Source organism: Peribacillus sp. NPDC097284 (assembly GCF_044761765.1).
Lineage (GTDB): Bacteria > Bacillota > Bacilli > Bacillales > DSM-1321 > Peribacillus.
The window spans coordinates 344,233-363,908 of sequence record NZ_JBIWCZ010000003.1 but is presented as its reverse complement, the minus strand read 5'-3'; the positions used below and the strand labels follow the sequence as shown (position 1 = coordinate 363,908).

21 protein-coding genes are annotated in these 19,676 nt (G+C 33.3%); all 21 read right to left on the bottom strand.

Annotation, left to right across the window (positions count from 1 at the left end; genetic code table 11):
* Positions 1 to 5 precede the first annotated feature (5 nt).
* Positions 6 to 1,196: a glycosyltransferase gene (locus tag ACIQXU_RS09785; RefSeq protein WP_402988709.1), complete on the bottom strand. Its 1,191-nt coding sequence runs from the start codon at positions 1,194 to 1,196 to the stop codon at positions 6 to 8.
* Between the two features lie 9 nt (positions 1,197 to 1,205).
* Entirely contained in the window at positions 1,206 to 1,940 is a 735-nt protein-coding gene (locus ACIQXU_RS09780; protein WP_402988704.1) for a glycosyltransferase family 32 protein, read from the bottom strand.
* A gap of 3 nt (positions 1,941 to 1,943) precedes the next feature.
* Positions 1,944 to 2,282 carry a helix-turn-helix domain-containing protein gene (locus tag ACIQXU_RS09775; RefSeq protein ID WP_402988698.1) on the bottom strand — a complete coding sequence of 113 codons (339 nt, stop codon included), beginning with the start codon at positions 2,280 to 2,282 and terminating at the stop codon, positions 1,944 to 1,946.
* A gap of 69 nt (positions 2,283 to 2,351) precedes the next feature.
* Positions 2,352 to 3,458, bottom strand: coding sequence for a DegT/DnrJ/EryC1/StrS family aminotransferase (locus ACIQXU_RS09770; RefSeq protein WP_402988818.1), 1,107 nt, complete (start codon positions 3,456 to 3,458; stop codon positions 2,352 to 2,354).
* 49 nt (positions 3,459 to 3,507) lie between these two features.
* Positions 3,508 to 4,152, bottom strand: a complete 645-nt coding sequence (locus tag ACIQXU_RS09765) for an acetyltransferase (protein WP_402988695.1) — start codon at positions 4,150 to 4,152, stop codon at positions 3,508 to 3,510.
* Positions 4,149 to 4,763 (bottom strand): sugar transferase, encoded by a 615-nt coding sequence (locus ACIQXU_RS09760; RefSeq protein ID WP_402988692.1) that lies wholly within the window; start codon positions 4,761 to 4,763, stop codon positions 4,149 to 4,151. The genes ACIQXU_RS09765 and ACIQXU_RS09760 overlap by 4 nt, the downstream gene beginning before the upstream one ends.
* Positions 4,764 to 4,782: 19 nt before the next feature.
* The gene (locus ACIQXU_RS09755; protein ID WP_402988689.1) at positions 4,783 to 4,926 is read right to left on the bottom strand and encodes a YwzD family small protein; all 144 of its coding nucleotides are present in this window, start codon (positions 4,924 to 4,926) and stop codon (positions 4,783 to 4,785) included.
* A 19-nt stretch (positions 4,927 to 4,945) separates the two neighbouring features.
* Positions 4,946 to 6,016: a UDP-glucose 4-epimerase GalE gene (gene galE / locus ACIQXU_RS09750; RefSeq protein WP_402988686.1), complete on the bottom strand. Its 1,071-nt coding sequence runs from the start codon at positions 6,014 to 6,016 to the stop codon at positions 4,946 to 4,948.
* A 24-nt stretch (positions 6,017 to 6,040) separates the two neighbouring features.
* Positions 6,041 to 7,123 carry an EpsG family protein gene (locus ACIQXU_RS09745; protein WP_402988683.1) on the bottom strand — a complete coding sequence of 361 codons (1,083 nt, stop codon included), beginning with the start codon at positions 7,121 to 7,123 and terminating at the stop codon, positions 6,041 to 6,043.
* A gap of 22 nt (positions 7,124 to 7,145) precedes the next feature.
* On the bottom strand, positions 7,146 to 8,027 hold the full coding sequence (locus ACIQXU_RS09740; RefSeq protein WP_402988680.1) for a glycosyltransferase family 2 protein: 882 nt from the start codon (positions 8,025 to 8,027) through the stop codon (positions 7,146 to 7,148).
* A 7-nt stretch (positions 8,028 to 8,034) separates the two neighbouring features.
* Positions 8,035 to 9,141 (bottom strand): glycosyltransferase family 1 protein, encoded by a 1,107-nt coding sequence (locus ACIQXU_RS09735; protein ID WP_402988677.1) that lies wholly within the window; start codon positions 9,139 to 9,141, stop codon positions 8,035 to 8,037.
* The gene (locus tag ACIQXU_RS09730) at positions 9,126 to 10,280 is read right to left on the bottom strand and encodes a glycosyltransferase family 4 protein (protein WP_402988674.1); all 1,155 of its coding nucleotides are present in this window, start codon (positions 10,278 to 10,280) and stop codon (positions 9,126 to 9,128) included. Before ACIQXU_RS09730 ends, ACIQXU_RS09735 begins: the two co-directional genes overlap by 16 nt.
* A 35-nt stretch (positions 10,281 to 10,315) precedes the next feature.
* Positions 10,316 to 11,194, bottom strand: a complete 879-nt coding sequence (gene galU / locus ACIQXU_RS09725; protein WP_402988671.1) for a UTP--glucose-1-phosphate uridylyltransferase GalU — start codon at positions 11,192 to 11,194, stop codon at positions 10,316 to 10,318.
* 12 nt (positions 11,195 to 11,206) lie between these two features.
* Positions 11,207 to 13,033 carry a polysaccharide biosynthesis protein gene (locus ACIQXU_RS09720; RefSeq protein WP_402988668.1) on the bottom strand — a complete coding sequence of 609 codons (1,827 nt, stop codon included), beginning with the start codon at positions 13,031 to 13,033 and terminating at the stop codon, positions 11,207 to 11,209.
* 279 nt (positions 13,034 to 13,312) lie between these two features.
* Positions 13,313 to 14,017 carry a CpsD/CapB family tyrosine-protein kinase gene (locus ACIQXU_RS09715; protein ID WP_402988665.1) on the bottom strand — a complete coding sequence of 235 codons (705 nt, stop codon included), beginning with the start codon at positions 14,015 to 14,017 and terminating at the stop codon, positions 13,313 to 13,315.
* 39 nt (positions 14,018 to 14,056) lie between these two features.
* On the bottom strand, positions 14,057 to 14,776 hold the full coding sequence (locus tag ACIQXU_RS09710) for a YveK family protein (protein ID WP_402988662.1): 720 nt from the start codon (positions 14,774 to 14,776) through the stop codon (positions 14,057 to 14,059).
* Between the two features lie 114 nt (positions 14,777 to 14,890).
* Complete coding sequence (locus ACIQXU_RS09705; RefSeq protein ID WP_402988659.1) at positions 14,891 to 16,681, bottom strand: ABC transporter ATP-binding protein; 1,791 nt, start codon at positions 16,679 to 16,681, stop codon at positions 14,891 to 14,893.
* A complete protein-coding gene (locus ACIQXU_RS09700) occupies positions 16,678 to 17,865 on the bottom strand; it encodes a nucleotidyltransferase domain-containing protein (protein WP_402988656.1) in 1,188 nt (395 codons plus the stop codon). Before ACIQXU_RS09700 ends, ACIQXU_RS09705 begins: the two co-directional genes overlap by 4 nt.
* 1 nt (position 17,866) lies before the next feature.
* A complete protein-coding gene (locus ACIQXU_RS09695) occupies positions 17,867 to 18,340 on the bottom strand; it encodes a lasso peptide biosynthesis B2 protein (protein WP_402988653.1) in 474 nt (157 codons plus the stop codon).
* 30 nt (positions 18,341 to 18,370) lie between these two features.
* A complete protein-coding gene (locus ACIQXU_RS09690) occupies positions 18,371 to 18,667 on the bottom strand; it encodes a lasso peptide biosynthesis PqqD family chaperone (protein ID WP_402988650.1) in 297 nt (98 codons plus the stop codon).
* Positions 18,660 to 19,595 (bottom strand): HPr kinase/phosphorylase, encoded by a 936-nt coding sequence (locus ACIQXU_RS09685; RefSeq protein ID WP_402988647.1) that lies wholly within the window; start codon positions 19,593 to 19,595, stop codon positions 18,660 to 18,662. The genes ACIQXU_RS09690 and ACIQXU_RS09685 overlap by 8 nt, the downstream gene beginning before the upstream one ends.
* Positions 19,596 to 19,676 lie beyond the last annotated feature (81 nt).

The window sequence follows — 19,676 nt, the reverse complement described above, 5'->3', positions numbered from 1 at the left end:
ATTTTTTAGAATAAACTATATAATTTGTAAAGTTCCTCACTGTTTTTGTAGTCTTCTTTCTTACAATTATTAATTAATTTTATTCTTAATTTTTCATTCGTATACAAGCTTCTTATACCTTCAACTAACCCATCAATTGATAAATCGGTTATTTCCCCATCAAGACCAGAATTAATTTGACTATGAGCAGTAGAATAATTTGTAATTAAAATGGGTTTTCCAAGTATTTTTGCTTCTGTAACAGTAACGGCCTTTCCTTCATACCTAGATGGTTGTATATATAAATCAGCAGCCTTAATAAAGGGGTAAGGATTTGTTTTTTTACCTAATAATACAAAACAATCTTCAAGTCCGTTTTTAATAATTAATTCTTGGATTAATTGTTCATCTCCACCATATCCAACTACATACCAGGCTATCTTATTTATCCCTCTACCTTTGAGGATTTTCATAGCTTTAATCGCAAGGTCTATTCCTTTTGCATGAGATAACCTAGCTACTGTTATGATCTTAAATCTTCTATCATTTAATAATGGATTTTCTACGTTCTCTTCTGCCATTTTCTTAATAAAATCTGGCGAAGTAATATTTTCTATAACTTTAACTCTTTCTTTTAAGGTGGGATACTTTACTAAGAATGATTGTTTACAGGCATCTGATACTGCAATTATATGGTCAAACATTTTCCACATTTTCAAATCCATTTTGATATTTGTCTCTACATTTGAATAGTCCGTATGGATCCACGCTATCTTATTTTTGGCTTTTACTTTTTTGGCAATAAAGTAATGGGGCCATAAGAAGCTAATAGCTGTATCATATTCTTTATCTAATTTAGGTAAAAAAGGTAAGGCATATTTCCACATTAATTGCATTTGGAAATACCCAGGCTCTGATGATTTTTTAATATTACCAATGAACTCTGCATGTGCTTTTGAAAGTAATCTTGTCATCCCAATTGTGTATTGTTTATCTTTTATTGTATTGCTTATTGATTTTCTGAAAGTAGAATAAAAAGGATTTTCCGTTAATAAATTTACATCCTTTACAATTAAATTCATGAAATCCCCTTGATGCTTGTATAGCATTAAATCGACACTATAGTTTTCATAATCAAAATTATTTAGCATACTTACTAAACTTCTTTCAACTCCACCGACTTCCATATCGAAAGAAGAAATCAATATTTTTTTCATTTTTATCTCCTAGGTAACCAATTTTCTAATTCTAGCAATATTTTTTCCACCTATTAATTTGGCTAGTAATTTTTTTATTAGACTTTTAAATCTTACTTTTGCTGGCAGCCAACTTTTATAAAAATGATGCATGGCATACGTTTCACCTGTTATTAATGTCCTGCAATTAATATAATCATATGGTGAAAAGTAGGTTCGGGGATAAAATACACCCATATCCTGAAGTTCTTGGTACTCTCCATTTTTGATTAAACCTAGATTTTCTATTAATTTAGTTACAATCGCTACATTTGTTAACTGATCTAAGCTACCATCTTCTTTTATGAAACTTTTCTTCTCGTATGAATCAAGAAACATTTTTATTAACTCATTCTCTTTAGCTGCACCAATCGTACTTGTCGCAATGTAATTCTCCTGTTCAAACCCCCAAAACGAATCATGGTGAAGTAAATCATCGAAAGATTTAAAGACTTCAACATCAGTATCCAAGTAAATACCACCCATATGATATAAGATATAAACACGAACATAATCACTGACAAAAGCAAACTTTTTTGCTTCATATGCCTCTTGTACATAAGAATTTATATTAAGATTGAAATTTTTTTCATTCCATTCAATAATTTCATATTCTGATAGGTGTTTCTTCCAACTTTCCAAGCATTTCTTCACAATTTCAGGCTTTTCTTTTCCTCCGAACCAACAGTAGTGTATAACTTTCGGAATTTTATTATTTAGATTCATAAATTAATCCCTCTTATTTTGCCATTTAATGAACTCAATTAACGGTTTGTACTCTTTTATTTGGTCTTTTTTAAGACCATTTTTTTTTAGTTCCTCCACAAAATCTATCCATTCTTTTTCTAAGTAGCATGGATTAACCTTGGTAGTTTCTTGTTTTAGTAGTGTTACGAAGTCAACATTTAATACGTTCGCAATTTTCTCCATAACTTGCAATGAGGGATTTTTATTAAGGTTACGTTCTATATTACTTAGATAAGACTTCGAAATTTTTGCCTGTTGAGCAAGTTCAGATAAGGTATAACCTCTTCTCTTTCTTAACTCTGAAATATTTTTTCCAATCATATGTTTACCTCTTCAATGTTTTTTCCATTTACCAATTAGAGTAATGGATTAATGGAGTGTAACCATTCTTTATGTTAATGCTTTTTTTATTGAATGAATTACTCTCAGTTGATCGTCATGGGTCATATTGGACCCAGATGGCAGACAGATACCCGTCTTGAAAAGATGTTGAGAAACATCAGTTTCTTTAGTATGAGGATAGTAATTGTAATTCTTAAAAAGAGGTTGCAAGTGAAGTGGTTTCCAGACATGTCGTGCCTCAATATTTTCTCCTTCAAGAAAATTTAGTAGTTCAGGTATAGGAATCTTTATTTCTTTTTCATTCATTGTCAATGCTGTCAGCCACCGATTAGATTGGGTATTTTCTAATTCGGGCATAAATGTAATTCCAGGTAGATAAGCCATTTCTTGATAATATAGATTGTAAATTTCTCTTCTGGCTTTTACTCTATCCGTTAACACCTCTAGTTGACTTCTCCCAATTCCTGCAAGAATGTTGCTCATTCGATAATTGTAACCCAATTCACTATGCTGATAATGAGGGGCTGTATCTCTTGCTTGAGTGGCTAAAAACCGAGCTCGTTCCATTGCTGAAGTATTATTAGAAACAATCATTCCCCCGCCAGAAGTTGTAATGATTTTATTTCCGTTAAATGAATAAATACCTAAGTCTCCAAATGTACCACTGGCTTTTCCTTTATAAGTGGCTCCAAGTGACTCTGCTGCATCTTCAATTATTGGAACTTCATACTGATTACAGATTGTTAGCAGTTCATCCATTTTAGCGGGTTGACCATATAGATTCACAATGATTACAGCCTTTGGAAGCTTTCCTGAATTAGCAGCTTCTGTAAATGCTTTTTCTAAGGCAAGTGGTGACATATTCCAAGTTTCCGGCTCTGAATCAATGAAAATAGGTTCAGCATTCTGATACAGAATTGGATTTGCAGTTGCAACGAATGTAAGACTTGAGCAAAAAACTGTATCTCCTTTCTTCACATTCAATAAAGAAAGAGCCAAATGAATCGCTGCAGTTCCAGAACTGACTGCAACGGCTTCTTTCACTCCTACATATTCTGCTAATTCTTTTTCAAAAGCATCAATATTTGGTCCTGTTGGTGCAACCCAATTTGTTTCAAAAGCTTCATTAATATACTTCTGTTCATTTCCGCTCATATGTGGTGATGAAAGGAAAATTCGCTTTTTAATAGTCGCATTTAACACTTTATACACCACCTAATCCTATTTTATTTTTCAACATGGCTGGAGTACCGACAGCTAAACTATGAGGTGGAATGTTATTAATAGCTGTAGCTCCAGCTCCGATTACGGACCATTCTCCAATTTCCACATTTGGTATTAGTGTAGAGCCTGCACCAATATGAACTCCATCTTCTACCTTGACAGAACCAGTTAATGTAGCATGAGGTGATATATGTACAAAGTCTCCAATGTTGTTATCGTGTTCAATCACAGCACCAGTATTGATAATTGTATGACGACCAATTTTAGTATCTGCATTAATGACTGAAAATGGCATGATTACTGTGCCTACACCTATTTGTGTACTTGAGCTGATAATTGAAGAAGGGTGCTGTAACGTTACATAAAAAGAATCAGATATATTCAATTCATGAGCAATCTTTTTCCGAACATGGTTGTCACCAATTGCAATAATGAACTTTATATCCGTGAAATGATCTAGTAAATTAGATACCGTTGAAAGCGGTGCGAAAAATAGATGTTCTTTAACTAGTGTTTGTTCATATTTATCGTCTAAAAATCCAATAACCTCATAGCCCTTAATTGAATCTATTATGTCTTTTATAACTTTACTGTGACCACCTTCTCCAATTATTACAATTCTCATCTCTGCTCCTCTCTTTCATTACTTGCTGAACCCTTAAAAGGACTCATGGTTACATGTGTTGCAGAATTTATCCCTTCAGATTGAATCACTTTGGATACCGTGAACAATAAAATTTTAATATCTAGTAGGAATGTATGATGCTTTACATACCAAACATCCAATTTGAATTTTTCTTCCCATGTTATTGCATTTCGTCCATTTATCTGTGCCCATCCAGTAATACCAGGGCGAACATGATGACGTTTAGCTTGATCTTCTGTATATAACGGAAGGTATTCCATTAAAAGCGGACGTGGCCCTACTAAACTTAAATCTCCTTTAACAACATTAACTAGCTGAGGCAATTCATCTAGGCTGAACTTTCTAAGTAAGTTACCAAATGGAGTTAATCTCAAATGATCTGGAAGAAGTTTCCCTTTATCATCCTTTTGATTATTCATGGAACGAAACTTATAAAGATAAAATGGAGTTCCGTTAATACCTGGTCTCATCTGTTTAAAAAGAATAGGTGATCCAAATTTAATCTTTATAAATGCACCAATAATTATTATTAGAGGGCTTAAGCAAAGTAATAAAATGATTGATATGAATAAATCAAACATTCTCTTCATAATTTCACTTCCAGCGGATTTATTTACGGTTTGAAACAACTAACTGTTGTTTGATCTCTTCTATTAAATTTGAAACCTTCATGTTTTCTGATTCCGTACCTAATTTGTAAGCATGCAATAATAGATCTTTGAACTTTTCCTTATTTAGATCTTCTTGTTCCATTCTTTTCACCATATTTCGATTAATTTTGTATTAAAAAATCCTCACTTTGTTCCAAGCGAGGATTTTCCGTATCTTTATTCTTTTTGTACCCATTAGGATTTTGAGATTGCCATCTCCAAGAATCTCGACACATATCACTGATGTTTCTTTTTGCAGTCCATTTCAACTCTTTTTCTGCTTTTGTAGGATCAGCATAGCAGACTGCAGCATCTCCTGGTCTAGGGTGTGTAATTTTAAATGGAATGTTAACTCCAGTTGTCGATTCAAATGCTGATAAGACTTCTAAGACGCTGTAACCATTTCCAGTACCAAGGTTATAGATATTTACTCCAGATGCTTTTAGAGTTTTATCAAGTGCTAATACATGACCGTGTGCAAGATCGACTACATGAATATAGTCTCTGACACCTGTACCATCGATAGTTGGATAATCTTTCCCAAAAACATGAAGTGCTTTTAATTCTCCTACAGCTACTTTGGTAATATAAGGCATCAGATTATTAGGAATTCCCCAAGGATCTTCACCTATCTCTCCACTTTCATGAGCTCCAATCGGATTGAAGTACCTTAGAATTGAAATGCTCCATTCAGTATCTGCTATATATAAATCCTGAAGTATTTCTTCAATCATTAACTTGGTTCTTCCATATGGATTTAATGCTTGTAAAGGAAAATCTTCTGAAATGGGTACACTCTCCGGCATTCCATAAACAGTAGCAGAAGAACTAAATACAAGATTTTTTATTTTGTACTTCTGCATGAGTTCACAAAGAATAATGGTAGACGTAATATTGTTTTGATAATATTTAAGTGGAAGATCGACGGATTCTCCTACTGCTTTAAGTCCAGCAAAGTGGATAACGGCATCTATTTTATTTTCTATAAACACCTTTTCGAAAAGATCTCCCTCTAAAAGGTCGACCTGATAAATCTTTATTATTTCCCCTGTTATTTCACAAACACGCTTTAAAGATTCTGGTTTACTATTAGAAAAATTATCAACCACAATAACATCATAGCCCTCATTCAAGAGCTCTACACATGTATGGCTTCCTATGAATCCAGCTCCGCCAGTAACAAGAATGGCCAAAAAAACACCTCCATTAAGATTGTTTTAAAATAAGTTATTTAATACATCACTTTCGTACAAAATATTCAAACTAATGACATTTTCATAAAAATAAAAAATAAAAAACAAGACAAGAATTAAATAATATATTAGCTTCTGATCCTTATTATTAAAAAGCTCAATAAGCCACGATATTAGAATCAGTTGGTATAAATTAAAGTAAATAGAGACCCTTGCAAATATCCATTGTTGTGTTGAAATGATCATAAAAACCAGACCTAATAGAGCCATATTTACTATGTAGTCACTTTTCGGAAATATTTCTCGAAGTTTTTCTTTGCCTAAGTAAGCAATTAATAATGGTGCAGCACTTACTGCTACTCTTATTACACTGGCACCACCTTCATTGAAATTTGAATAGTCGCTATATTGAGTATCTTCTAAAGCTGAAAATAATAAAGATGTAAATTGACCAAAACCGAGTACGATAATTACCGAAAAAGATAACCAGGCTAGAGTCGATTTAGTCCAAGCTTTTGTTCTTACTAAAAAATAAATAGGTAAGAGTATGAGTGCACTTTGATGAAAGGTGGATGCAAATAGAACGATCATTGCGTATTTCGGGAAATCTCCATTTAATAAGTACTTTGTTGCAGTGAAAAAAATGGCTGCTGCTAGTACTTGTCTAATTCCATTCATTGAAACTAAATACAGCCCACCTGTAATATATACAAATGTACTCATCTCGAAAAAAAGTGAGTATTTATATAGAACTACAATTATTAAAACATTTGTTATTAAAGCTGTAGTAAAGATCATGATCTGTGGATCTTCCGAAAAATACTTTAAAATCATCTGTAAAATACCAAAGCCCATATCTTTTTGTGAAGTGATATACTCCCACGTAAAGTCATTTTCTCTATAAATATTTTTGTAGTTGAAGGTATCACCAATATTTGTTCTTAAGCCTGAAATAAAGACCAGACACAAAACAACTCCCAAAACCCATATCTTATTAGGCTTGTAAATTTGAAAGCCAGTTGGTGTAATAAATGAATAAGTAGAAAAGTACCTTGCTAGGTATGAAAAAATTAATACAATGGCGAGATTAATCCAAAGTATAGTCATTTAAATAATTCCCTTCAATAACTTAAGACCTAGTTTTACTTATAATGAGTAAATATAATAAGAAGCCAAAAGGAAAGGCAAATATAGTTGAAACTTTCTTAGGTGTTTCTAGGAATAGTTTCCGGTTTTTCATAAGAAGATTGCTAGAAACATAATGAATCGCTTGTTTATATTTAAAAAGATTACCTCCAAAGGGTAACTTCATTAGTTCTTTCCGATAAAATGCAAAGCCCATTGGATTTTTGAGGTATTGGTTATACATATTGAGAGAAGATCCATCAGGAAGGTACTCAACATGACAAACTACTTCATTCATAAGTAACAATTCATATTGTTTATCCAGCATATAGTATTTATAAGCTAATCCAACATATTTCTCGTTTTTAAAAATGGGATAAGGATATAGCTTCGTTAAATCAGTACGGTAAACAAGTTTTTTATCTCCTGTAACACCATATTTGTAATAAAGATCAAATAAAGTAGCAGAAAAAAGTTTCTCAGGTAACTTTGAACCGATGATTTGATGATTACTTGTTGCGTCTAGAGCTGCGATTCCACTGACCTTTGCACTGCCATGCTTTCGCCAAAATGATAGGATGTTTTCAATTGCCCCATCTGCCATATAGTCATCAGAATCTATACATACATTTAATTCAGTTTCTATTTGGTTGTAGGCTGTGTTATGCGCTCCATGCATTCCTTGATTTTCTTGCCAACAATACGTAATATCAATTTTATTTTCATTTATCCAACTAGCTACTAACTCTTTTGTATGATCTGTTGATCCATCATCAATGATTAACCAAATAAAATTTTTATTATTTTGACGAACTAAGCTTTCATAACATTTCCCGAGACAATAAGCTCTATTATAGGTTGGTGTAAACACTGTTAAAGTTTTCATTTTTGATTCACCCTGTCATCGATAAATAGTAATCTTTTATTTTATCGGCTGTTTCATATATGGAATACCCTTGTTTAGATAAGGAATCCGATTTAATAGTTCTTGTCGTGTTGCGACATGTTATTTCTAATAAATTAGCTACCCATGCTAAACAATTATCAATAGGGAGAAATTCAATAAGATTGATACCCAAATCTACCTCTTTTGAAATTCGATCGGATATCAGACATGGCAGCCCCGCTGCTTGAGCTTCTATAAGTGAAACTGGCAAACCTTCATGTAGAGAAGGAAAGACAAATACATCGAATGCTTGAAGTATTCGATTAATGTCACTACGGACCCCTATAAATTTAATTTTACTTTCTAGCTTAAGAGACTTAACTTTAGCTAAGATTTCTGGTTGTAAAGGACCATCTCCTACTAAGATTAAGATGGAATTCTCTTTTTGTTTATTAAAATTTGCAAAGATATCAATCAAATAAGTATGATTTTTTTGATGAGCAAATCTTCCGACATGACCTAAAACAAATGCATCATTTGCAATATTTAATTCTTTTCTCACTTTATATCTTATTTCAGATGAGAAAGAAAAAAGATTGTAATCAATCCCATTTTTTAAAATATTGGCATTGTTTTTTTCTTTAAATAACCATTTTGCTGCCTGTCTCGAACAAGCTAAAAAATTAGTTGCATTGGGCATGATTAATGTTCCTGCATACCATTTGTAAATTCTTACAGCCAAGCTTCCTTCACTTTGTGTATTATGACTATGTGAAATTCTTTTTGGTATTCCAGCTTTTTTAGCTGATTGAAGAACGAGCCCGCTCATTTTATCCATGTGGGCATGAACAACTTTATAGGTATGATTCTCCTTGAAAAATTCGTCTAATTGTTTTTTATATTTAAAATGTCCGACATCGGTAAGATATGGAATTCTATGAATTTTACCACCAAGATTTAAGATTTCAGTATCAAATACACCCTCTTTGGATGTAAGAAAATCAAATTGAATTTTCGAGCGGTCAATATTACGATATAAGTTCATGATAAGGGTTTCCGCTCCTCCCCTATTCATATTAACGACAACATGTAAGATTCTTAGTGGACTGCCCACATAATATCCTCCTTATCTATCATATATAATTTATAAATTTCGCTTTTTTCTTCTAGAATTTTTTTTGTACTATATTTATATTCAATCATTTTCCGACCGTTTTTCCCGTATTTTATTCTCAGTTCACTATCGCCAAAAACCTTTAAGATTTTTTCTGTAAAATTACGTTCGTCATTTCTATCAATTAGCCACCCGTTTTGGTTATTCTTTACTAATTCAGAGTGACCTCTATTTTTAACCGCAACAACAGGTAGCCCACATGCCATTGCTTCCATAATATTAACCGGTAATCCTTCTCTTAAACTAGATGCTACAGCAAGATCACTTATCTTCAGTAACACATCAATATCATTCCGAAAACCTAGAAAGTCAACATTTTCACTTATACCTAGAGTCTCTGCCTGTTTCCGGCAGTCATCTAATAAAGGACCTTCTCCAGCCAATAGTAGCCGAGCATTTGGTATCTCATCCTTAATTAAGGAAAAAGATCGCAATAATAATTGTTGGTTTTTATTTTTATTAAATTCAGCCGCGTAGAACATAAGAAAATCATCATCACGATACCCTTTCTCTAATCTAAGTACAGATTTGTAAAAAGGAGAAACTGGATGAAAACGTTCTGTATCAACTCCAACACCATGAACATGTTTAATCTCTTGTGCTTTGAAGTTTCTTTTCCTTGCAAGTTGAAAATCCTCTTCATTGATTGTAATCAAACAATCTGTTAGTTTTGCCAAGTATTTTTCAATAGGATAGTAGAGCAGCCAGTTTATTAAAGGAGAACCTTTACAAAAATGGAATCCGTGTGCCGTATAGATCATCTTTGTTCCTTTTTCTCTTGCTTTCCGTCCAGCGAGCCTAGCAAGAACTCCTCCCATAGGAGTGTGACAATGAACAAGTTGAAAGTTGTTACTTTCAATGAGCTTTTCTAGATCTTTGTAGGCTTTAAGGTTTTCAATTTTAATCGGAGACCTTTGAATGGGTATAATATGCTTTTTATCAACAAAAGGAAGAACTAAATCACCATGTGCAGCTGTATGAACTTCATATCCTTGCTCTTTAAACCATTTAAAGTAAGGTAGGTGAAACGCTTCAAAATGATAATCCTTTGTTGCACAAAATAGGACTTTCTTCTCCATGAGTCACCGTCCTTTCCGTATCCATTTCAAGTTTTTCATTTAATTAATTCTCGATTCAATACTGTTGTTAAGTAATTTAATATATTTTCTCTTAAGTCCCCACGTTGTAGAGCCATTTCAATAGTTGTTTGAATAAAGCCCATCTTTTCACCTACATCATACCTGATGCCTTCAAAATCATACGCATAAACACTTTCATATTCATTCAAGCGGCTGATTGCGTCTGTTAATTGAATTTCATCACCTGCACCAGGAGGCTGGTCTCCAAGAATTTTGAAAATTCCAGGATTTAAAATATATCTTCCCATAATAGCTAAGTTTGAAGGTGCATCTTCTTGTTTTGGCTTTTCAACTAGACTTGTAACATTGTATAAACGGTTTCCAATCTCATTGGCTTCAATAATTCCATATCTGGATACTTCCTCATTAGAAACTTTTTGTACTCCAAGAATTGATGCTTTAGACATTTCATACTGTTCAATCATCTGTTGTAGACAAGGTTTTTTTGCATCTACAATATCGTCACCCAGCAAGACGGCAAATGGTTCGTCACCTATAAACTTACGCGCACACCATACTGCATGTCCTAATCCTTTAGGTTCTTTTTGTCTAATATAATGTATATCAACTAACTTAGAAGATTTCTGAACTTCCTTTAATAATTCAAACTTTCCCTTTTCGAAAAGGTTTTGTTCCAATTCAAAGGAATGATCGAAATGATCTTCTATTGCTCGTTTCCCCTTCCCAGTCACAATAATAATATCTTCAATGCCTGATTCAATTGCTTCTTCTACGATATATTGAATGGTAGGTTTATCAACAATTGGTAACATTTCCTTCGGCATAGCCTTTGTTGCCGGAAGAAATCTCGTTCCTAATCCTGCAGCCGGTATGATGGCTTTTCTAATTTTCAAGGTGATTCCTCCTTAGTTTGAGAGTGGCACCAGCGAAGGTGTGGTGATACGCTCATTGGCCAAATCAACAAGTATTTTTCGTAATGCTTCTTTATCCATATCTAAATAACTATTTATGATATCCTCAATTTCTTTAGAATAAAGTTTGCCTGTCTTGCCTACATATATATTGGGGTAGATTTGCTGTTCATGAATTTCTTCTTTATTTAACAATTCTTCAAATAGCTTCTCTCCCGGTCGCATTCCAGTAAATTCTATGGATATATCTTCTTCCGAATGTCCTGAAAGTTTAATCAAGTTTTTAGCCAAGTCGACTATCTTTACAGGATGCCCCATATCTAGCACGAAAATTTCGCCTCCTTTAGCAAGGGCCCCCGCTTGGATGACCAGTCTAGAAGCCTCTGGGATTGTCATGAAATAACGAATCATATCAGGATGTGTAACAGTAATGGGTCCACCTTTTTCAATTTGCTTGGTGAATAAGGGGATGACACTTCCACGACTGCCCAATACATTCCCAAAACGAACTGCAACAAATTTAGTTTCACTCTCCTGATTCATTTGCTGAATCGTCATTTCCGCAAGTCTTTTGGTAGATCCCATTACACTTGTAGGATTAACGGCTTTATCACTTGAAATCATCACAAAGGTTTTAACTCCAATCCAACTAGCTGCATTGGCTGCATTCATCGTCCCAATCAGATTATTTTTGACCGCTTCTTCCGGATTCCGTTCCATTAGTGGCACATGTTTATGTGCAGCTGCATGATAGACGACATCTGGATGATATGTAGCCATGACTGATAGCATCTTTTTATGATCCTGAAGGTCAGCAATTTCTGTTATAAACTCTATTTTAGAGTTTTGATAGGTCTCCTTTAATTCCATTTCTATTGTATAGATGCTGTTTTCTCCATGACCAAGTAAAATTAGTTTTGAGGGGTTAAAATTTGAAATTTGCCGACAGATTTCTGAACCAATAGAACCGCCAGCCCCCGTGACTAAGATGACCTTTTCGGTTACATATTCTGAAATTCCGTCGATATCTAGCTCCACCGGTTCTCTTCCAAGAAGATCCTGTACCTGCACATCTCTAAATTTGTTAACAGATACTTTTCCTGTCAGCAAGTCTTCTAACATAGGGAGGATTTGAGTTTTCGCATTGGTTTTTGCACATTCTTGAAATATTCGATTCATTTCCTGTTTATTTAACGAAGGAATGGCAATAATAATATGTTCAATATGTAAGGCTTCAACTTTTCTTGCAATTTTGCTTACTCCTCCAACTACTGGAAGCCCTAAAATATCGAGCTTTTGTTTACGATAGTTATCATCAATAAATGCTACAGGTAATAAATCCACCTCGTTATTTTTTAGTAATTGCCTTGCAACCATCGTTCCAGCTGATCCTGCTCCTACAATTAACGTTCTTTTTTTATTTTCATTTTTTAGTAAATATTGATCTCTATACATTCTCCAGAAAAATCTAGACCCACCTATCAACAACATATGAAGTAGCCAAGTTACCGCCAATAAACGATAAAATACATCTTGAAAAAGAAGTGCCTGCACAAGTCCTGTTATAAAAATGGATGATGTAACCGTCTTGAAAATAATCACTAATTCACCAATGCTTGCATACTCCCAAGCCTTCTTGTATAAGTGAAAAGAAATGGCAAATAAATGATGGCTGAGTAGGAGTGTAATAGAGCTTAGCACTATTGGAATTGTAAAAACATAAATACTAGCATTTACTAAAAAACGACCTAAGAAAATAGCTGATATGACAATACACGAGTCTATTAATATAAATAGTGATAGTCTTTGCTTATACGTCAAACCAATTCACCTCACTTTTTCTTTTTATCTTTTTGTCGATAAAGTACTAATGCATACAGTTTTACTTAAAACTGTATGCATTAGTACTTTAATAGAATATAGGGCATTTAACCCCTCCTCACCCCACACTCTTGACGACTGGCGTCTAAGGTTTTACAACCCACAGCATGATCGAGTGCCTCCGTGTATAATGGCAAGGAGACATCACCAAATACTATTTACATGTAAAGGTTCATCAGTTCTTAATAAAGAACATCTAAGTGAAAAAAATTTGGTTAGTTAAATGATTCTATTGAATAATTTAGTAAGCCAATTTTGTGGATTTGAATTTAAAATGACCCCAACCATTTTATCTTCAACAAATTCAAGAATTCTCTTTGTTGCTAAAGCATTTTTCAACTGCGTTTTTCCATTATTAAATACGAGGACGATTCCATTGCAATAATTCGCCAATATTTTCGTGTCCGTAAATTCCAGTATGGATGGAGAGTCTATAAGAATCACATCATAAAGCTCTTCACAATGTGTTAAAAAATTTTGCATAACTGTCATACCTATAATTTCACCCGGATTGAAGGGAATAGGACCGCTAGTTAACACATCTAAATTACCCATTCCTGTTTTGTACACCGTCTTCTCAAGTGATGAGTGAATTGAATCAGATAAAATATTAGTCAATCCGACTTTATTTGGAATCTTAAAAATCGAGTGAATAGTAGGATTTCTAAAATTAGCATCTATTAACAGAACCTTCTCTTTATTTTGTGCCATGGAAACTGCTAGATTTGCTGCAGTAGTTGATTTTCCTTCTCCAGCTGTTGGTGAGGCAATCATGATAATATTCCTTTTTTTCGATATTGCTGAAAATTTGATGTTTGTTCGAATCGTTCTAAATTGTTCAGAGATTAGTGAATCTGGACTTGAATAAGCTATCAAATTTCTTTTATTAAGTTTATGACCTGATTTTTGTTGAATTATCGACATTTATTCCGCCTCACAATTCTACCCTAGCGTTTTGTAAGTTTAGCTTGCTGAGTTCTTCTCGAATTTCTGTATATTCTTTTTATTAATATTTGAGTTCTTTTTATTCATTTTGGAAACGCGTCCTATAACTGGGAATCCTATAATTTCCTCGATTTCTTGCTCACTACGGACCGTATAATCCAGAGAATTAAATAGGAATGTTAACCCAATCCCTATAACAAAACCGATAATACCGGTTTTCATAATGGTTCCATTATCATCACCATTAATGGGTGATAAGTTTACTTTTGCTGGTGACAAATTCCTGATTTTTTTAAAGTTAATAATATTAGGTGCTTCATTTCTGAAGACTTCAGCTGTTTTATTAGCAATGTTAGCAGCCATATAAGGATCAGATGATGTGACGCTAATACTTACAACTTCAGAGTCCTCAACACTGTTAACATTAATAGATCCAGCTAAAGCTTCTGGAGACATTGGTAATTCCATCTCATTAATGACTTTTTGTAAAACCGTAGAATCTTTTATAATAACTTGAAGTGTTTTCATTTTATCTTGATTAGCCTCTATGATAATTCTAGTGGATGACTGATATAGAGGTGTAGTTGATAAGGTTTTAAGATAGCCTGCGAGAGTGAACAATAGTACTACAATAATAACAATCCATAACCGCCTACCAATGATTTCAAATAATTGTTTTATATTTATCTCTTTTGCTGATTTTTGTTTTTCATAGTTTGTATTGTATGGGTTTGACATAGAACCACCTTTTTCAATATTTTGTAAGGACTATACTACCATTTTAGTTCGTTATAAAGAACATGTCAACAAAACGTTACAAAAAAACTTTTTTTGACATTCAACTAAATTATTTCAAGAGATAACTTCTAGTTGACCCCCTAATAGTTGGTTAAATAGTCCCCTACTTTGGGCAAGTTCATTGAATCGTCCATGTTGAATAATTTCACCTTGATCTAAAACAAGTACTTGATCGGCGTTTGAAATGGTGGATAGACGATGTGCAATCACAACAATAGTCATATGGCCTTTTAAGCTTTCTAGTGCTTTTTGAATTTTAGTTTCATTCTCGGTATCTAATGCGCTTGTAGCTTCATCTAATATAAGAATTGCTGGTTTACGTAAAATGGCCCTAGCAAGGACTATTCTTTGACGTTCACCACCTGAGAGCCGTATTCCCCTATCTCCAATTTCAGTATCCATTCCTTTCGGAAGTTGTTCTACAAAATCCGCTGCTGCAGAAAAGTGTAATGCCTCCCAGATTTGTTCATCCGTTGCATCGGGTTTCATTAATAATAGATTTTCCCTAATAGTAGCATTAAACAAAAATGGGTCTTGTGAAATATAACTAATAGATTTTCTTAAGGTTAATAAATTGTCGGAAGTAAGAGCTACATGATCTATAAGGATTTCTCCTTTTTCAGGACGGTTTAAACCCAATATCATATCAATCAATGTACTTTTCCCCGCACCAGACCTACCTACAACAGCGGTCATTTGATTAGAGGGAATAAATAGATTAATATCTTTGAGCGCATATGAATCTTCTTTTGAATTATAACGATATGATACATGAGAAAATTCCAAACCCTTTTCGATTTTCAATGGTTTTATACTTTGATAATTACTCGTATTGATTTCTTTGGCCTCTGAACTTTGATTTTTGAGCTTTATTAGCGCCTTAAATGAAGGAATAACACTTACTAAATATTCCATATTAGATTGGATACCAGTGATTCTAGGCCATAACCTTGAAAAGATAACTAAAATCATTAACATTTGCGCAGGTTGTGATTCGAAGTAACTAAAAGAAAAGAAAACTAAAAATGCTATGAGGAAAGCTGATACCAATTTATATACCAAACTTGATAGAGTGTTTAGTTTTGTGAAATTGACATAATTCTTCTCCATTTTTTCACTTAAATTAAGAAAACTAGTTAACTGAGATTGTTCCATTGTATTGCTTTTTATATCTTTGATCCCATTAAAATGATCAGTTATTGTTCCTAAGTAATTTTGAGAAATTTGAAGGGTCTCTTCTCCTAAGGTTTGGGACCTCTTCAAAAAGGTTCTTGAGAAAACTATCAGTACTAATCCAAATAGGAGAATTAAACTAGTCATTTGATAGGATAACCAAAAGGCTAAACCAATTTGAATCATCGTAAATATTAACGAAGAAATAAATTGAAAAAATAAGCTAATTCCTCCACTTACACGAAACACTTCAGTAGTCATTAAATTGATAAGATCCGATTTTCGCTTATTTAGATAGAAAAACCAATTGGCCTGAATTAGGTTCTTATAAGTTTCCTCTCTTAAATACCTTGTAAAACTCTGTTGAATCCTAACATTTAAAATTAATTGTTGGCGTTGAAAGTAACCTTGGCCAATTATTAAAACGATAAAAACACTTAAGATAATAAGTAAGCTTATTATTTCAGGAATACCATCGAATAAGTTAGAAGCCCATGATAATCTTGTATTTTCTCCTAGTTCTACAACACCAATGAGACCAAGTAAAGGTACTAATAAAAAAATGCCAATCCCTTCAAAAACACTAATTAAAAGCATGGCTATCATATTGACATATAAGATTTTACCTGAATAAGAATGTATTTGTTTTGCGAAATATAGGAGTTCTTTCATTCCTTTGCCCTCCTAGAATAGGCAGTTTTCTTTGTTATCCTCCATACTGTTAAGAAAGGACGTAAAGGAAAATATAAAAAATGAAGGTTCTTTGGCAATGGCAATGTCTCTAAATCAGTTGGGTAAGGATACATTATACTTAAGATATACAATGTTTTTTGTTGAAAGGACTGCAGAGAATATAAGTGTTTTTTATGAAAACGTGCAATATCATCAGGTAAGGGTTCTGTATGTAGGTTTACCATTCTTTCCAGATAGAATATAGATTCTTGAGCTAATATTTGTGCCCGCGTCCCTCTTATCAAAGATTCCATTTCTCTTTTTATTGATACACCCAACAGTTGAGAGGATAGAATGATTGCTTGACCACCTAAGTGTAGGTAATGATATTTTTTAAGTAATTTTGATAAAACTGACCATTTTAATTCTTGGTTTAACAAGTATTTAATATCTAATAACCAACGAAGCCGTGACCAGCCATGACGTGCTCCATGTGTTATCAAAAAAAAGCATAATTCCTCTTTCCCTAACAAATTAATTGGAGAGCCTGTGATTAGGTTAGTCCTTTTCCTTTCCCATAATTCATTAAAACATGGTTCCATTCCTGGTCCTGGATTTAATCTCCAATGTACTTCAATTTTCGTATTAGTTTTTTGATGAAAAAAGGCTATATGATGATGTCTCCATTTCCAGTCACCTAATACAGATTGAAAATAGTCATCTTTTACATATCCCATGCTAATAAGTAAATTCTCTACTTTACCAAGGTCTTCAAGCGGAACTAGAAAATCTAAATCACTTGATGTCCGTAACGAAATATCACCATATAGCTCTAAACCTAACAGTGGTCCCTTTAAAAAGAGGGTGCGAATCTGATTGTTCCTTAAAGCATGACTTATATTTATCATGGTGGCAGTTAATTGCAACATATGAATAGTATTTTCTTGATATTTTGCCTGTAAGGTTTTTAAAACGAATGGTGGAACTTGTTCTTCTATCTTTTTCAACTTAGGATATAGTACAGGAAAAAGGCGATGATGCCATGTAAGATCTAAAAAAAGATCCCAATCAATCTCTTTTTTATTAAACCTTTTTAAAATGTCTTTATTATTTTCTATTTTCACAAGTTCCAGTAACAATCTTAATTCTTCAGGTATATTGGCTACATTAAGAGTATTACCCATTTTATTCACCTTCAGCCTTTTTATTCCTGTTTTCCTTTGCAAAAGAAGCTACAACCGTAAATTTATTCATCGTTTCCCATCCTGATATATAATATGGACCACTACGCAACCATGCATGAGCAACTAAATTCCCTGTTTTTTCTTTAGCTGTCCCTAAATACAGAGTACTTTCAATCCTTCTTTTTTCAAGCATTTTCATTCCAGCAATTGCTTTTACAAGACATTCACTTTCCCAAAATGTATACCTACTCATAAGATGAATCGCTGCTGATACATTTTGTAAAGTTTGTTTATCAGATGTCTTAGTCGAACACGATGTTTCAGACATACTTTTTCCTAGAGTAGGAGCAACTCTTGAAAAATTCAACATTTTTAAATATCTTCCCCACGCTAAGTAACAGTAAGCCTCTATAAGCATAACTTGCATTTGACCACCTAACTTAAAGAACGTTCTGAATTTATTGAATAAAATCATATTTCCCTCCTATGACTCTACATCATAAATCTATGGAGCTTCCACTTGAACTAATCCTTCTTTTAATAATTGATTTAAAAAAATGGTTACTTGTTGCTCACATTCAGATTGATCTATTTCATATTGAGATTGAAGGGTTAAAATTAGTTTTTGAATGGTAATAGGTTCGCTCAACAATTCCCAAATTTCCCCTCCAACTTCTCCTAGATTATAATACTTTCCATTTTCAATACTCAGCATTACCTTTTCTCCAGCCATGTCACTCACTAGATTACCAGGGACTTGGTGTATTACATATTCTTCTTTAACAGTTGCACTATTAATCATATACTTTTTCCTCCCTATTCAATGTTTCTAATAATAAATCTGTTATATCCTCTACAGTAAAATGAGAAGATGGTCTACCTAATTGATACAAATGTATCTTATCGATAATTTTAGCCGTAATACTAAAATGCCATTCTATTAAATCCAAGTCTGCAAGAAAAAAGTTACGATATGTATGTGTTAACAATGTATTGAGTTTCTGTAAATTTTCTTGTAATGAATGTAACTTTATTTCATCAGTTTCTATTTTGACCAATTCAATGACTCCTGCAAGTGGAATAGATTCTGAAGCGAAATGAGATTTGACAGGAACAGTGAATTTTGTTTCCCTTTGAATAATTGGCTGAAAATTATCCGATTCCATTCCAAAATAATCTAAGCTTTCTTTCCATAATTTCTGTTGAGGATAAGCTGGTGTTACAACAGGAATATTTTCACTATTTAAGCTGACTGGAACCACGTCATCCGTAAGTAATTGATATCCTCTTCTTATAAAGGCAGATGCAAGGGTTGACTTTCCTGCTCCAGAATCACCTATAATCGCATAAGCTTTTCCAGCTATTACAACAGCACTCCCATGCAAAGGGAGAATTTTTCTTTGCAATAATATTGCACCCATACAAGTACCAAGAGTATATAATCGGATTTCATCTTCTTTAATAGGATCTAGAGGTGAAATAATAATCTTATTCCCACCTTGAATTAAAAAGATTCCCGTACCTGGAACAAAAAACATGACGGAATTTCTTTGAATGATAAATCCGTCGTTAATTAAATCTTCTTGTTCAGACCAAAGACTATATAATTCATCTTTTTCAATTACAATATCAATTTTCGGATTCAGTCTTTCACTTTTGTTTAACTCTGGTAATGAAAACTCACTAGAAAAAGTAAATCCGAATGCTTCATATATTTTCATATCTTGCATGTAAATGTTCCCCCATTAGTTAAAGTAACTTTATTATGATATAAGGAGACCCCTATATAATCATACATATAGGGGATAACA

Bases quoted from the DNA above. Each gene is read 5' to 3' on its own strand.
- ACIQXU_RS09755 (WP_402988689.1), bottom strand. From the start codon at position 4,926: ATGGAACAAGAAGATCTAAATAAGGAAAAGTTCAAAGATCTATTATTG.
- ACIQXU_RS09715 (WP_402988665.1), bottom strand. From the start codon at position 14,017: ATGTCGATAATTCAACAAAAATCAGGTCATAAACTTAATAAAAGAAAT.
- ACIQXU_RS09705 (WP_402988659.1), bottom strand. From the start codon at position 16,681: ATGAAAGAACTCCTATATTTCGCAAAACAAATACATTCTTATTCAGGT.
- ACIQXU_RS09770 (WP_402988818.1), bottom strand. From the start codon at position 3,458: ATGAGCGGAAATGAACAGAAGTATATTAATGAAGCTTTTGAAACAAAT.
- ACIQXU_RS09775 (WP_402988698.1), bottom strand. From the start codon at position 2,282: ATGATTGGAAAAAATATTTCAGAGTTAAGAAAGAGAAGAGGTTATACC.
- ACIQXU_RS09695 (WP_402988653.1), bottom strand. From the start codon at position 18,340: ATGATTTTATTCAATAAATTCAGAACGTTCTTTAAGTTAGGTGGTCAA.
- ACIQXU_RS09730 (WP_402988674.1), bottom strand. From the start codon at position 10,280: ATGGAGAAGAAAGTCCTATTTTGTGCAACAAAGGATTATCATTTTGAA.
- ACIQXU_RS09745 (WP_402988683.1), bottom strand. From the start codon at position 7,123: ATGACTATACTTTGGATTAATCTCGCCATTGTATTAATTTTTTCATAC.
- ACIQXU_RS09700 (WP_402988656.1), bottom strand. From the start codon at position 17,865: ATGGGTAATACTCTTAATGTAGCCAATATACCTGAAGAATTAAGATTG.
- ACIQXU_RS09690 (WP_402988650.1), bottom strand. From the start codon at position 18,667: ATGATTAATAGTGCAACTGTTAAAGAAGAATATGTAATACACCAAGTC.
- ACIQXU_RS09710 (WP_402988662.1), bottom strand. From the start codon at position 14,776: ATGTCAAACCCATACAATACAAACTATGAAAAACAAAAATCAGCAAAA.
- ACIQXU_RS09765 (WP_402988695.1), bottom strand. From the start codon at position 4,152: ATGAGAATTGTAATAATTGGAGAAGGTGGTCACAGTAAAGTTATAAAA.
- ACIQXU_RS09780 (WP_402988704.1), bottom strand. From the start codon at position 1,940: ATGAATCTAAATAATAAAATTCCGAAAGTTATACACTACTGTTGGTTC.
- ACIQXU_RS09760 (WP_402988692.1), bottom strand. From the start codon at position 4,763: ATGAAGAGAATGTTTGATTTATTCATATCAATCATTTTATTACTTTGC.
- ACIQXU_RS09685 (WP_402988647.1), bottom strand. From the start codon at position 19,595: ATGCAAGATATGAAAATATATGAAGCATTCGGATTTACTTTTTCTAGT.
- ACIQXU_RS09785 (WP_402988709.1), bottom strand. From the start codon at position 1,196: ATGAAAAAAATATTGATTTCTTCTTTCGATATGGAAGTCGGTGGAGTT.
- ACIQXU_RS09740 (WP_402988680.1), bottom strand. From the start codon at position 8,027: ATGAAAACTTTAACAGTGTTTACACCAACCTATAATAGAGCTTATTGT.